This is a genomic window from Rhodopirellula sp. J20-39 (assembly GCF_057365095.1).
The window spans coordinates 6753424-6767949 of the sequence record NZ_CP195123.1; the positions used below are offsets into that span (position 1 = coordinate 6753424).

Consider the following 14526-nt stretch of genomic DNA (forward strand, 5'->3'; position numbering starts at 1 on the left):
CGCACAATGTCGGTCGCCGAAGAAATTCAACGCTTGTCGCAACTTCGCGACCGAGGCACGCTGACCGAACATGAATTCCAAGAAGCTAAAGCGAAAGTTTTGCGAGAACCGCATGTCTTCGCTCAGCAAATTGATTTCGATATTCCCAGTCCCTCGGCGAATCAAACTGCCATGCTACTGCACTTTTCGCAGTACCTTGGTTTCGTGATCCCGCTGCTGGGATTTGCTGCCCCAATTCTGATCTGGCAGTTGAAGAAAGACACGATCCCCGAAATCGACATTCATGGTCGGATCGTTGCCAATTGGATGCTATCATCACTGATCTACAGCATCATCTCGCTAATTTTGGCCGTCGTCATGATCGGCTTTGTCGGATTGATTTTGATTGGCGCGTTGTCAGTGATCTTCCCACTGATCGGCGGGGTCAAAGCGAACGAGGGAAAGCCGTGGGACTATCCAGGCAGCATTCGCTTTTTTTAGCGTGGGCTCCGGTTAGCGATGGCGTTATCCGCTAACAAGGTTGCTACTAGTTGTAGGCCGGATCAAGGACGCAAATCATGCCGGGTTGGCACAAACGCTGGCACGATCCAATTAGCACTGGACTGAAATCAAATTTGCAATTGCGTCCGCCGCTCCGGCATTGACGCTGTTTGCTTGATCTCGCCTACGCAAACGTGCAACTTCAAAACTGACGCGACGGGTTACCAGCTCAACAAGGTTTCCAGCGATCTGTTCTCTAAACATCGTTTCTTAGAAGAACGAACCCAAACCAGTGCCTTGGTTAGATTTCGTCGGCACATCTTTGCCGTCCAAAGCGGCGATCCAAGTCTCGGGATCTGTTCCATAATCTTTACCCGTGCTTTGACGCAGCGAGCCGATGACTAGGTTCTGAGTCGCCGGGTCGCGATCTTGCAACGCCAACTTAAGTGAATCAGACGCAATTTGCCCTGGGTGCTTCGCCAGTGCTGCGATCGCGGCGTGCTTCACATCTTGGTCTTGAGCTTTGCCAACCGTGGAGGCCAACAAGCGGGCCGCCTCATCATCGGTTCGATTTCCAAGCGCGCGACAGGCTTCCATTCGCACTTTCAGGCTTTCGTCATCGAGGCCTTTCTCGATCAGCTTCAGCATCTTCGCATCGTTGGTCTTCCCGGCTGCGAGGACCGCCAAACGCCGCATCTCAGCACTTTCATCGTTCTCAAAGATTTGCTGTAAATGCCCCGACCAATACTGCTGACGGTCCGGCGGCAGGTTTGGCATTGATTCAGCCAGCGACATCAATTCTTCGCGTCGCTCGTGATCGGTGACTCCGATCTTTTGGTCCGCCTTCCACTGCTGCATCGTGAAGTAAGGGTTTGCCTGCTTGAGCGCGTACATTGGCCCATCTTGGCAGCCCGCTGAGAAAATAGCGGACAACGACAGGACCGAAGTCACCGTCGCGCGATGGCACAACGATGCGTTGCACCACGATCGGCAAAGATGACTGGAAGTTGACTTATCGGATGCCATGCTGGATTTCCGAGACGGAAGGATCAAATCAAACCGACGAAGCGATTCAGATATCGTTAGGTTCAGCTTCGGCGGGAAGCTCTTGATCTTTTGGGGTATCAAATCCGGGCTCGTCAATCAAAGACCAATCGCGACAGTTCATCCAAAATTCTACCCACCCCCCAATGGATCCTCTTCGCATCGAATCTCGGCCCGTCTAACCACCCCTGAGAGTGGCGCCGCCTGCGTTGACTCCGCTCCGGCTGAAATCGGGGCCCCCTAAAGGTTCCCAGCACAAAGTGTGAGCGAATCGAGTTCACCTACCGTTTTGGCCCAGAAATCGCGTTATTTCCATATTCAGACGTGATCCGGGTCGGATGCGCGGGATTGATGAAGCGTTTTGCCGCAAGTGTTGCAAATTGCTACACCCTACAATCCCACCAATCGCCCTTCAGACTCGGTCAAAACGTTGTTTTATCGTGGAATCCTGGGTTTTCACAAATAGACTGGAGGGTCGCTTTGGATGGCATCTTATGTTTTCCAAACGACTAATCCACACCTTGAGTGATTCACCTGAATCTGCGACCGATCGCCCCCGACTCTCTTCTCCATCTCGAGCCACTGATGAAGATGCCTCTTACCGCCTCGATCCTCCACCTTCCTGCCATCGCCTTTTTGGCGGTGTTCGGCATGGGTTCCAGCTACTTGCCGGGACTCTCGTCGTTCGCAACCGCTGCTGATACGAGCTCAACGATCCAATCGGATGTTGCGACTCGGATCGTCAGCTACCAACCGGAAGACTCGCAACCCAACGCTTCGGCGACTGACGATTCGGCCAGCGAAAACGCAGCCGAGCGAAATCAGCCCGCTCAGAAGTCAGTGGCATTGTCGATCCAGCCTACTGCCGCTGACGATCTGATGAAGGCTGCATCGAGCTCGCCAACGGATATCGTCGTCCTTGTCGACACCTCCGCTAGCCAAGTCGGTGCCTTCCGCCAGGAAGCGATGACGGCAGTCAAAATGCTGTTGCGTCGACTTGACGCGGAATCGGCTCGCGTGCGGTTGTTCGCCGTTGACGTTCAAGCAACTCCGCTGACCGACAAATTCACTCCTCCGCTCGCAAGCGAAGTCATTGCCGCGGTGAAGAACTTGGATCGTCGTCTGCCACTGGGCAACACGAACTTGGTCCAGGTACTTGAGACCGCTGCTGATGAATTGGTTTCTCTAGACAAGGATCATGCTCGAGCGATTGTCTATATCGGCGACGGCACTTCGATCGACTCGATCCAGAACGCGTCGCGTTTTGAGCAACTGATCGATCGCCTTCGTGCGGACCGAACCAGCGTTCACAGCATTGCGGTTGGCCCGACCAAAAACATCGAAGCCATGGCGATCCTCGCCAATCATACCGGTGGCGTGATTGGTGTCGTCGGCAATGACGCTGCCATCGGTGGCCCAGCGGTTATCGCCAGCGGTGTTGCTAGCTCCGTCATGTTGCAACCGGTTTGGATCAGCACCTGTCGCACCGAAAACGGGCCGTCGATCGATTGGGTTCATGGCGACCGATTCCCACCCCTGCGTTTGGATCGCGATAGCATCCTGCTGGGCAATACCAACGCTAGCACGAATGAAGTTCAGTTAGTGATCGAAGGTCAAGTGGCGACCGCAAATCACATGAACGTATCAATCAAGACTCAGGCTACGATTGAACCGAGCAACCCTGACATGGCGTTTCTGCCCGGCTTGATTGCGCAACATCACAATGCACGCGGCTTGATGCTGGCAACGGCAGGTTCACCGATGCTTCGCGAAACCGCGCAGCTAATGGCTCATCGTGCTGAAGACTTGGCCGATGCCGGCAGCATGGCACTGCAACAAGGCAACCAACGTGGCGCTCGAGCGGTCGCTGAAAAAGCATTGCAGGATGACCCGAACAACCCTGAAGCCAAAGCGTTGTTGAAGCTTTCGGCCCCTTCCGGACAAACGCTCATCATCCAAAATGATGAGAACCCGTTCGACGATTTATTCGGCGGTGGCGGTGACGATGCAGCAGATCCTTTCGGTGCTCCGGCAGCCGACGATCCCTTCGGCACCCCTGAACCAGCAACCCCGGCGACACCCGAGCCCGCTGCACCTGCTCCTAGCACACCTGCTCCCAGCACACCGGCTGCTCCAGCGTTCCCCGACACGCCGGCTCCTGCGGACGATCCGTTCTCCGCTGGAAACGACGCACCGATGGAATCGCCAGCACCTGCTGCCGGTCCTGTCGACGAACCGTTCGGCAACGCAGCCCCCGCAAACCCAAACGCTGCACCTGAACGCTTCGGTGCTCCCATGGGTGGCGGTGCGATGCCCGGCAACAACTTCCGTGACAATAACTTCTCGGTGCCACCAGGCGATAATGAACTGCGTGAAACCGGCGGACAACTACTCGATCGCGTCGAAGCTCTTCGCAGTCGCCAAGAAGGTCGCCTGCGTGCGGAAGTTCAAGCGCAACTGCGTGAAGCACGACGCTTGATCCGACAAGATCCCATCGGCGTTGCGGGAAGCCTGAAAAGCTTGCTTGCTCGTGTCGAGACGACTCCAGACATTGACCCTCAGTTGCGTCGAGAAATGATCGGCCAAGTTCGTGCATCGATTCAAATCGCTGCTGCTCGCGAAGCCGCTTTCTTGGAACAACAGGCCAACCTCGAACAACTCGCTGCGGGTGCAACCTCGTCGGCTCGTTTGCTAGAAGAAACGTTCCGCCGCGAAGCAAAGCTGAAAACCCTTTCGGGGCAATTGAATGCTTTGATTGACCAAGGACGTTACACCGAAGCTGACGGTGGCGTGTCGCTGGAAATGGCTCGTATGGCTGGTGATACCATCACCGAAGACAGCGTTCTAGGGCGTCACATCACCGACCAACCACTGTGGTTGCAAACTTATGCACGTGACCGTCGCTATCGTGAACTTCGCGAGCGAAACTTCATCGACGCGTTCTCGTTGGTGCTGAAATCAGCGATTCCGTTTGTGGATGATCCACCGATCGTTTATCCCGATGCCGATGTTTGGCAACGACTTAGCCGACGCCGTATCGAAAAGTACGGTGCGATTGAATTGGTCGGCGATAGCGAAACCGAGCGTCGTATTGAGTCCACACTCGATGACGAAACCTCCAATCAGTTCCCCGAAACACCGTTGAACGAAGCCGTTCGCGTTTTGGCCGAACAACACGGGATTCCAATCCGGATCAACCGTGCCGCTTTGGAAGGGATCGGTCTGACCGAAGACACGCCAGTTGATATCTCGCTTGAAAACGTATCCCTACGTTCGTTCTTGCGACTGATGCTGCGTGACTTGGAACTGACCTACATGATCCAAGACGAAGTCCTAAACATCACCACGCAAGAAGATGCTGAAACCAACCTCGTAACCAAAGTCTATCCAGTCGGTGACCTTGTTGTCCCCGTCGTCTCCCTTGGTGGTGGCGGCATGGGTGGCGGCATGGGTGGCGGCATGGGCGGCGGTATGGGTGGCGGCATGGGTGGCGGCATGGGCGGCGGCATGGGCGGCGGCATGGGCGGCGGCATGGGCGGAGGCATGGGCGGAGGCGGCATGTTTGTTGTCCCCGACGAACTGTCTCTCAGCGACAAAGCCAATCGTCCTGCGGCGGATGCAAAAACAAGCACCAACGCCAAACCGATTGCTGACTCGAACCCTGCCAACCGAGCAACCATCAATGACTTCAGCCCTATTCGCTTGAAGCTTGAAGAAGGTCAGTCCAAGGATGACGTGTGGCGAAATTACTTCGCCGGATTGTCGATCGACTCGGCTGAACAGCTCACCGTTTTGGATCGCCGTGTCAAAGCGACGGTCAGCGAACTGAACGTCAAAGCTTCCTCATTACAGGAAAAGGGTGAAGAGTCCGAGTCCCGCGAACGATTTGATGACATCCGTGCCGTCATCGGCGGTGCGATCTCAGCCGGCCACATCCAACCTTGGATGTACCAAGCCTACGCAATCGCCTTAGCCGCGACGGGAGCCTCCGACAGCGAGGTGGAACGAGCTCTTTTGTCGGCAGTGGACTTCGCTGATTCACCCGATGACATTCTCAATGTGATCGGTCGTCTCGAAGCCATTCATCACGATGCGGCGGCAATGAAACTTTGCCGACAACTATCCAGTATGGATCCGTACCGACGCGAACCCTATGTCACCGGCTTGCGTTTGGCGAAACGACTCAACAGTGCCGATGACCTTGCTTGGGCATGCGAAGGCGTGCTCGGTCAAGCTTGGCCAGAAAAGATGCAACCGCTCGTCGAAGAAGCTCGGTTAGTCGCTCGTGCAACTCACCAAGACCTGCTTGCGAGTGGCGACACCGAAGCAGCATCGAAGTTCAGTGAAGCTCTTCGTCGTGCGGCATCACACGACGCGATCGTGCGTGTTTGCTGGACCGGCGACGCTGACATTGACTTGGCTGTTGAAGAGCCCGCCGGCACGGTGTGCTCGTTAGACACCCCAACCAGTGCTGGTGGCGGCAGCTTGTTAGGTGACGCGTTCCCAGGTGCGGGTGACGATGCAACTGGACAGATTTGCGAAACTTACCTGTGCCCTAAGGGCTTCAGTGGCCAGTATCGCGTTTTACTTCGTCGGGTATGGGGTAACGTTTCGACTGGACACGTTACCGTTGAAATCCTGACCGATGTGGGTCGCGAAAACCAGGCTTTCATTCGCAAGCAGATTCCGCTTATGGAAAAGAACGCTCTGGTAATCTTCGAAGTCAAATCCGGCCAACGTCAAGAAGAACTCGCCGAAGCCCAACTGAACCACCTTCAAGCCTTTGGCCGCAAGGCGGGTCGCGAAGTGCTGGGGCAGTTTGCTGGTGCAGCAGCGGGTGCCGGGGTTGGAAACCAAGAGATCCTTCAAGATTACTTGCGTGACTACCCGTCGTTGTCGTCATCCAGCGCCAACGATCCACGCGTGACGGGCCCCATTGGGCCGAATGGTCAAGGATTTATCCCTCGTGGCGGTGCGGTCGGTTACCGACCTGAAATCACCACGATCCCCGAGGGTGCCTCACTCTCGGCTCTGGCGATTATCTCCGCTGACCGACGTTACGTTCGGATTAGTCCTGCTCCACTCTTCTCGCAGATCGCGGATGTGACAACGTTTAACTTTGTTACCGGTGAAGACGGTGGTGGTACAGGTACTGGTAACTAGCCAGCGACCACAGATGACTCTAATCGCGGGGACTTTCCCGCGATCAAAAGAAGGCAAGCATCAACGATGCTTGCCGAGGGCTTAGCAGCATGTTCCGTAGCCGTGTTTTCATGGCTCGGGACGAGCTCGCTGTAGGTTTCACCGAAACCGCCTCAGTCGGTATCTCGCCGATAGATCAGTCGCACGTCCATTCCGAACTGCGACATATCGGTAAGTTGAAAACCAAGAGCGTCGGCCAATTGACCGATGCCTGGATCGCCAACCGGTCCCGGTGCCGCCCGGCCTCCGATCAGCTTCGAACCGACATAAACGTGGGCTTCATCGATCTGTCCCGCTGCCGCAAAACTACCCAGCAACCCGCCACCACACTCCAACATCAAGTTGGTAATCTGCTGGCCCGCTGGGTTGTCGCCGGATCCTAACCGCGTCAGAACCTCATCGACCATCTCGGGCAGCGTCGTAGATTGGCAGCGAATGAACTCGACGTCGTGATCCGCCAACAATGCCAGATCAGATTCCGCGATGGAGTCTCCTACGGCAAGCCAAGTCGGTACTTCCGATGCGGTCCGTACCAGTTGTGACTTGATATCGGGACATCGGGTCCGCGCGAAGACAACGCGAGTTGGTTGCCGCGGGCCACCTTCTCTCGCGGTCAGCGAAGGGTTGTCGGCTTGCACCGTTCCCATACCCGTTGCAATCGCATCAACACGCCCACGTAGACGATGCACTTCCTTGCGTGATTCTGGACCTGTGATCCACTGACTCTCGCCGGTCGACGTCGCAATCCGGCCATCCATGCTCATCGCCCATTTTGCGATTACCCACGGCTTCCCCGTCCGAACGCGTTTCAAATAGGGTGCCAGCAATCGGGTTGCCTTGGCTGTCCCCACACCGGTCACGACCTCGATGCCAGCGTCCTTCAAGCGGCTCAAACCACCACCGTCAACGGCATCGAACGGATCAACCACCGCAACGACAACACGGCTGACCTTGGCGGCAACCAAAGCATCCGCACAGGGAGGCGTCTTGCCGTGATGACAACATGGCTCGAGCGTCACGAACGCAGTCGCCCCAGCCGGATCCTCACCCGCACGCTGACAATCCGCCAACGCATTGACTTCCGCGTGAGCCTGGCCAAACACTTTGTGATAGCCTTGCCCGATCAAACGACCGTCGCGGACAATCACACACCCAACCATCGGGTTCGGCTCCACATAGCCTTGCCCCCGCCAAGCAAGTTGGATCGCTTGATCCATCCAACGCTCGTCGGTGACGAGCTCAGATTCTAAAGGGGCTTCCGGCATAGCAATTAACGAATCGAGGCGGTGCCTCAATCCATTCCTGGAACCCACAACTTGCTGCCCGAATCGCCACCGCCCGAAGCAGCCGGTGCTGCTCCGCCGCCATCAGGTGTCCACAATCCGCCGGCGTCGGCGGGTGCAGCAGGACCCGCTTGCGGTCGTTGAGCAGGCGATCCGTCTGGACGAATCAAACCGAACTGAACCAGCATTTGTTGCAATTGGCCCATCACCTCGGGATCGTTGCCATGCTCGCTGACGATCGTTTGCACGCATTCCTGGAACTTCTCCGGCTCGGCACGTCGCAAACGAAGTGGCAATTCCGTCAACAACAACGATGCCGTTGGCAGCTTGTTCGCGGCGGCGTATTCCTTCGCAGCTTCCAAGTTTTCGATCGCTTCGTCGCCACCGGTTGCATGTTGCAACAGGAACGAATAACCGAGCAATTTCGCACCCGCCAATTCGCCGTCGGTTGGCACATCCATCGCGACCAATCGCTTTGAAGCGGCACGCCCAACCTGAGTCGCCGACACCTGTTGAGCCCGCTGAATCAGGTAGACCAAGTTTTCAGCAGTCACGCCGCTGACATCGATTCGGTTCAGATCGTATGCCTGGACTTCTTCGACCTCGTCACCGGTTGGCGTAATCGGTTGTGGTTTGGGAACGCTCGCCGCTTCGTACAGACGGTCAACGATCGTTTCATCGCGAGCAACCAGGCTATCTTCGCTTTCGAGATATCGAACCACCGCGGCTCGTTCAACTAGCTTCGACTCGTCGCCTGCCGCCTCGATCAAACTTCGCCCGTCCAACAACGGCAAAGTCGTCTGGGCCAAGTTATTGAGCACTCGATCGGCAAACAGATTCTTTTGCACCGTTTCAAATTCAGCAGCATCTTTCAGCTTCAATCCACCAGGCTGTGGCATGGCCGAAACGGCCAGTGGCAGCGTGCCTTCCACTTCCGAAGCGAATTCGACGCTTGGAATTGCCGACGACAAAATTTCGCGAACAGAAGATTCCAACGATGCGTTGACACCAATAATTTCCACGCGAGCGGAACGGTCCATTTCTTTGCCGTAAATCGTGACCAAGCCGATCGCTTCTGGAATTTGGTCAGTCGCTGGAATCCCATCGCTTTCGATGGCGTCCCGGTCAAGCAACTGGAATGCTGCTCGTGGGCCCACTTCCTGATCGCCCTTGAGTTGTTGCAGCACCTCGGCTGGCAGATCGGCGAATCGGTTATGAGCCGTCAACGCCATCAACACTTCATCAATGGTTTCGATGTCACCGCGGAACATCAGTTTTTCAACCGCGACAGGCCCCGATTCTGGCCCCACGACGAAACTCATCGCCAAATACTTCGCCCGTTCGTCCAACGTCAGGCTCTCGCACTGGGCAAGCTTCTTCAGCAAGTCGATCTGCTTTTCGAAATCACCTCGCCAGATTGAACAGGTCAGCAGCCCTGACAAAACGGCCGGCTGAAGCGGAGCAGATCGCTGCAAGGAATCGAACTTGTTTTCGGCCAGCACGATCTTGTTGTTTGCTAGCAACAATGCCGCTTCGTCGTAACGCTCGGCCCAATCCACGTCGTCAGGACGCTTGATCAGATCCGGCATCACCTTGGCGAGCAGGTTGATGTTCGGGTCCCGGTTGATTTGCTGCAGCACGTTGGCTGCCATGTTGCTGCCTTCGTACCCTTCGGAAACGAATGCCAGCGTGGCGTAAATACGAGCGGTCAACAGAATGCCATTGCCGGCCAAGCCGTACGCCAGCAACGAAGATACGTCTAAAACGAACGAATCAACCGTTTGGCCACTTTCCGTCAACGCTTCCAGCATCAACTCAGTCGCCTTGCCCAAATCTTGACTGAACATTGCCGCGGCCGCACTTTGCGTCAGGGCCAGCGGGTTGGACGGCTGCAAACGAGTGAACCGGTCCGCATTTTCTTGCAGAGACTGATATTCACGCAAATCCATCAACAACCGCCCCCGGATCGCCAGCGCCCAGGCTGCGTCGGGGTGTTCATCTAGAATGGCTGCCAGACGATCCAGTGCGGGCACAAGCTGCCCCCCCTCGACCATTTTCAGAACCCGGTCGAGTTCGTGAACGGAATCCTTGCACTTACAAAACTTGATTTTTTTTCCGCTACCGCACGGGCAAATCGCGTAGGTATCGATCGACATGGAGTCTCACTAAATCTGACAAGAAGGGAAGATGACCTGGATTGCGTTTAGGCGAACAACTTACCACGCACAGGGCGCTGCCCCAAGGGACGATACCGGACTGGCGTTAACCGACTCTGGCATTAACGGGCTAGCATCACCCCAGCTTGCAATCCCACCGCATCGGTCACCCCGATAGGGCGAATCCGATCACCCGACATTTAACGCCCGAGCCATTCTCGTAGTTCGCCCGTGTCCGGCACTGCCCGGCGTCCGTGTTCGGTGACGCGGTCCAGTTCCTGATAACGAACATGGGTCAGCTCCACGATCTGATCGAAATGCGATTGAATTGCCGTTTTGATGAACGGGCGAGCGTCCCGGGCATTCAGATACGAAACCAGCGGGCCTCGACCAAACCACTTCGCATTGAGCTTGCGATACGCCACCGCGATCAGTGGCTCGCTTTCGGACCGCGTTAATTCGATCGTCGAATCTTCCAGCACCGACTGACGAAATCGATTCGCAATCCGAGGATCGCCCGAAATCCGGACGTGATCCAGCTCGTGCAAAACCAATGGCGATTCCCAAAAGCGATCCAAGTCGGGCATTTCCCGAAACCAGATCTGGTGGGTCACCGACAACCGCACCCATTTAAACTTCACTTTCACCGCAAGCTGCTTCACCGAGTCCGGCGTTCGTCGATCCTGAATCGCCTCCCACGAACAAGAGCTATCAAACCGGTAACTCATTCGGAACTGGGTCTCCGCATCGAAACGTCGTCCCGGGCTACCCGTCGAACGTCTTCCATCGACCAGTGACGGCCGCACACCGCCGATCAGGAAAGTCAGACCGTTCTCGTCGACCAACGTTTTCAAATCCCCTGGCACTGCCGGCAAGTCCGCCAAAGTCAACTTCTGATATGCGGCCTCGTGATCGTCCGCTTGGGGCGGTTCACCATAAGCGACTCGCCCCGAAAACGATGCGATTCCCATCACGCAGATCGCCAGTAGCAACCCTCGCAACAAAGAAACCGACAACCCAGCGGATCGTCCTGGCGAGCTGAGTTCACTCAATCTCGTGACCCCGGAGTGATCTTGAGCTCCACCGGTTTACCATCCCGCTGCACAACGACCGTCACCTCTTGGCCAATCTTCAAAGCCTCAATCGCGTAGGTGTAATCGTAGATATCTTCGATCTTACGCCCGGCTAATTCGACGATCACATCGCGACCACGCAGCCCAGCTTTCTCAGCGGGTCCATTGGATCCCACTCCACTTAATTTCAATCCTTTGACTTCGCCAGCGGCATAGTCAGGAATGGTCCCCAAGTAAGCGGTCAATCGAGCACGCGGCACCTCTTTGCTAGCAGGCCCCTCATCCAGCTCAAAGGCCGGCATCGACTCCGCCACCACATAGCCTCGCGTCAACAAACCGAATAACCTTGCGATCTTCGCCGCGGCAGGATAATTCAACTTGTCAGGAGTATCGCGTGGAGTGTGGTAATCCTCGTGGGCCCCCGTGAAGGCGGCCAAGATTGGAACCTTACGAGCCACAAACGCCGAAGCGTCGGTAGGCAATCGAGTGCTGGTCTTGTCCAACTGAATCGGCAGCCCAACCGGAACGTTCCGGCGGCCGACTTCACCAGCAAAGCTCGGTGACGAACCAATCCCTTGCACGATCAGCTTTTCTTCCAATCGTCCCACCATGTCTAAGTTCAGATAGACCCCCACCGCATCACCAAGCGATGCCGCATCCGGAGTCATCCCATGTGCATGAGCCATCGCCACCGCGTCGGGATCCACTTCGGACACGGGGGCGTCGGGATACAAAGTCGAAAACTCATCGACAAACGCTTGTGAGCCAAATAGCCCCAACTCTTCACCGCTCCAGGCCGCAATCATTAAATCGTGTCGCATCTTCAGCTTGCCCGATCGCTTGTCCGCGGCGATTGCTTGAGCGATTTCTAACATCGCCGCAACACCGCTAGCGTTATCGTCCGCCCCCACGTGGACCTTGCCCTCTTCGTCGTCCCGAGCCAACGAGTTACTGCCACCGCGTCCCAGGTGATCGATGTGTGCCCCGACCATCACCACAGGATAAGTGGCTCCGTCATCCTTGGCAGGCAAACGTGCAACGACGTTCCGGCCTTCCCCTGTTCGCCGAATGATCTCCAAGTTCGCGTTAATCTTGACTCCATCGATGGGAATCCCCATCGCCATGGAACCGTCATCCAGGCCTTTTTGCACTTCGGCCAAACTTTCACCACTGTTGGCGAAGATTTGGTTCGCCAGTTCATTGCTGATCGACACCGCGGCGATGCTGACTTGAGCTTGGGATGCATTAGCATCAAATCGAATCAACTGGCGTGATACCTGGCTGGTTGGTCCAGCCACAAACAGCACGCCCCTGGCGCCCTGATCTCGAGCGATGGTCACCTTTCGTCGCGGATCGCCGTAACGAGCCATACGTTGACGCTGTTCCGGGGCGATGTCCTGGGGAAGATCCCGCAACACCATCACCCATTTGTCCATAACATCCAAATGGACATAGCTGTCGTATTCATCGTTCTCTTCATCACCCGGCACCTGCAAGCCGTAGCCAGCAAACACGACCTCACCGGACGGAATCTCACCCACTTGCGAAAACGACAACGGTACCCAATCCTTGTTCAGCTCAACGTCGACATTCTTGGACGCCGCAGTTTCTTTGGACGCAATCGCAACGGTCATCTGATTGCTTTCACCCAACGTCGAACCGGCAGGGAACTCAAATGTGTGATAGAACGAGCCATCCCGTCCGGCTGGTTCGAACCCCAGCGATTCCAAATACGCCGCAACGTAAGCCGTCGCCCGTTTCTCACCTTCGGTACCGGTCATCCGCCCGCCTAACTCGGGACGAGTTAGATAATCCACGTGCCGCATCACGTCTCGGTCGCGGTACTCCGGTGCAGTGGACTGTAGCGTCTCGCGGGCGATCGCCGCATCGACGTCATCCGATTCGGCTTTGTCGTGCCCCAGCCCCAACAATTGTCGAGCCCTCTCGTCGCTGAAGTCGGCCAGGTAAATCTGCGAGGTGCCTTTCTTCGGCTCACCCTCGTCCATCGCCAAGCTTCCGTCGGCGTTCATAACACGCGTACTGGTCCATGAAAGCCGATTTCCATCGGGCAAGAAAACGGGCAAACCGTCAAAGCCTGGCGTCGTGGTGACACGCACAGGCTCCCCTTCGCCATCAGCTCGCACTAAATACAGTTCGAAGTTGGCAAACCCGTGCCGGTTGGTCGTGAAGATCAGATAATCGCCACTGGGGTGGAAAAACGGTGCCCAGCTCATGGCTGACAAACTGGTTAACCTTCGCACGTCCGTCCCATCGACGTTCATGGTGAAGATTTCCGCTGTCGCTCCATCGGGAGCAAACCGCCGCCAACATATCCGCTGACCATCTGGCGAGAAAAAGGGCCCGCCATCGTATCCAGGCTCTTCGGTCAACCGCCGAACGTCCGTCCCGTCTGCGTTCATGATGTACAAATCGATCATGAAAGCGGGATCACGCTCAAACAGCTCCTGTTCTCGCTCTGTCAATTCACGTTCGTAAGCCTGGCGATTGGATGCAAAAACAATTTGCTTTCCATCGGGACTATAACTGGCTTCGGCATCGTAACCCTCGGCATCCGTCAATCGGGTTAGCCCTTCGGTCGTGCCCTCTTTGATCTCGTTTAAGTCCGCTGAATACAGCTCGTACTTCGCGTCATAATCCCAGCTATAACGTCGTTGCTTGCCCGACGCTCGAATCTCCAGTTCCTCTTTTTGTTTGGATCTGGCTTGCTCGTCTTCGTGCGTGCTGGCAAACAAGGCCAGATCGCCATTGGGATGAATCCAACTGCACGTCGTTTTGCCAAATCCCGGACTGACCTTCTGCAAATCACCGGTTTCTAAGTCCATCAAATAGATCTGGTAGAACGGATTAGCTGGGTCCCGCTCACTTTGAAAGATCATTCGTGATCCGTCGGCGCTGAAATACCCTTCACCTGCGCGTCGTCCTTCGAACGTCAATAACCGCGTGTTGGAAAGCAATTCGGATTCGCGTTGAGAATCATCCGTAACCGATGCGGCTGTCTTTTCCGCCAGTGCTTCCTGTGCCGGTGACAGATTGGCTGACGAAAAAAGCAACACAACCAAGAGCGGGATCGAATTGGCTAAACGTGAGTCGGTCATTCAAATTTTTTAGCGTGAGTGAAAGCGGGCTACCCAACGCTTCGTGCAACGAAACGGGGAAGCCATCCGATGTCGAAAGTTTCCGAAGCTTGTTTCCAGCGAATCGTGGAATCCGCTACCCCGTAGTCTACGAATTGCCTAGCCGCTTGGCTCCCCGTGGAGCCGACGGATT

General features: G+C 56.0%; 7 protein-coding genes. 2 read left to right on the top strand and 5 right to left on the bottom strand.

Going from position 1 to position 14526, the window contains the following annotated elements; translation table 11 throughout:
• The first annotated feature begins 6 nt into the window (after window positions 1-6).
• Window positions 7-480: a magnetosome magnetite crystal formation protein family gene (locus ACR3ZL_RS24625; RefSeq protein WP_473650442.1), complete on the top strand. Its 474-nt coding sequence runs from the start codon at window positions 7-9 to the stop codon at window positions 478-480.
• A 270-nt stretch (window positions 481-750) separates the two neighbouring features.
• Here the strand turns inward: ACR3ZL_RS24625 and ACR3ZL_RS24630 are convergent, their stop codons facing one another.
• Window positions 751-1374 carry a HEAT repeat domain-containing protein gene (locus ACR3ZL_RS24630; protein WP_473653462.1) on the bottom strand — a complete coding sequence of 208 codons (624 nt, stop codon included), beginning with the start codon at window positions 1372-1374 and terminating at the stop codon, window positions 751-753.
• Between the two features lie 735 nt (window positions 1375-2109).
• Here ACR3ZL_RS24630 and ACR3ZL_RS24635 point away from each other — a divergent pair.
• A complete protein-coding gene (locus ACR3ZL_RS24635) occupies window positions 2110-6687 on the top strand; it encodes a VWA domain-containing protein (RefSeq protein WP_473650441.1) in 4578 nt (1525 codons plus the stop codon).
• A 152-nt stretch (window positions 6688-6839) separates the two neighbouring features.
• Here the strand turns inward: ACR3ZL_RS24635 and ribD are convergent, their stop codons facing one another.
• The 4 genes from ribD to ACR3ZL_RS24655 form a co-directional block, all read right to left on the bottom strand.
• Entirely contained in the window at window positions 6840-7991 is a 1152-nt protein-coding gene (gene ribD / locus ACR3ZL_RS24640; RefSeq protein ID WP_473650440.1) for a bifunctional diaminohydroxyphosphoribosylaminopyrimidine deaminase/5-amino-6-(5-phosphoribosylamino)uracil reductase RibD, read from the bottom strand.
• A 26-nt stretch (window positions 7992-8017) separates the two neighbouring features.
• A complete protein-coding gene (locus ACR3ZL_RS24645) occupies window positions 8018-10165 on the bottom strand; it encodes a tetratricopeptide repeat protein (protein ID WP_473650439.1) in 2148 nt (715 codons plus the stop codon).
• 200 nt (window positions 10166-10365) lie between these two features.
• Window positions 10366-11217, bottom strand: a complete 852-nt coding sequence (locus ACR3ZL_RS24650) for a hypothetical protein (RefSeq protein ID WP_473650438.1) — start codon at window positions 11215-11217, stop codon at window positions 10366-10368.
• The gene (locus ACR3ZL_RS24655) at window positions 11214-14354 is read right to left on the bottom strand and encodes a M20/M25/M40 family metallo-hydrolase (RefSeq protein ID WP_486173041.1); all 3141 of its coding nucleotides are present in this window, start codon (window positions 14352-14354) and stop codon (window positions 11214-11216) included. Before ACR3ZL_RS24655 ends, ACR3ZL_RS24650 begins: the two co-directional genes overlap by 4 nt.
• Window positions 14355-14526 lie beyond the last annotated feature (172 nt).